This window comes from Pseudomonas sp. EA_5y_Pfl2_R50, assembly GCF_963970475.1.
Classification (GTDB): domain Bacteria; phylum Pseudomonadota; class Gammaproteobacteria; order Pseudomonadales; family Pseudomonadaceae; genus Aquipseudomonas.
In genome coordinates this window covers 1-788 of sequence record NZ_CAXAPT010000050.1, presented here as the reverse complement: position 1 = coordinate 788, position 788 = coordinate 1, and the positions used below count along the sequence as shown (strand labels likewise).

At 61.8% G+C, this 788-nt stretch carries 1 pseudogene; it reads left to right on the top strand.

The window, feature by feature from the left end:
• Positions 1-788, top strand: a pseudogene (locus tag AACY19_RS26625) (type IV secretion protein Rhs); the annotation flags it as partial.

The window sequence follows — 788 nt, the reverse complement described above, 5'->3', positions numbered from 1 at the left end:
GGCCGGGCGTTGTTATTGCGTTACGACCGCTCACACCTGATCGCGGTTGATTACCAGCGTTTTGACCCGTCGCAGAACCTGGCCGAGCCTTGGCTCACTGAGCAAACCCTCGTCAGCTACCGCTACGACGCCTATCAGCACCTGATCGAAGCCACCAACGCCGTCGGCGACAGCGAGCGTTACGACTACGACGATCAGCACGTCATCCTCCAGCGTCAGTTGAGCGGGGGCGCGAGTTTCTTCTGGGAATGGGAGCGCTCAGGCAAGGCTGCTCGCTGCGTGCGGCATTGGGCGTCGTTTTCGCAGATGAACACCCGTTACGTCTGGAACGACGACGGCAGTGTCGCGGTGCATTACGTCGATGGCACCGAAGAAACCTACGTCCACGACGACCGTGCGCGACTGGTGCGCAAGGTCGAAGCCGATGGTGGTGAGCACCTCAAGGCCTATGACGATCAGGGACGTTTGATCGCCGAGCAGGACCCGCTTGGCGCGGTCACCGAATACCGTTACGACGAAGTCGGACGGCTGATCGCGCTACTTCCGCCAGACGACGAGCCCACGTCCTACGAATACCGCAACGGTTTCCTGCACCGCCGTTCTCGCGGCGAGGCGGTTTGGACGTTCCGGCGCAATGCCCAGGGCGATGTCACCGAGGCGGTCGACCCCGACGGCCAGGTCACCCATTACTACTACGACATCCGCGGACAATTGCTGTCGATCCGCTACCCGGACAGCAGTCGGCATCGCTTGGTGTGGAACAACCTCGGCCAGTTGACCGAAGAGAC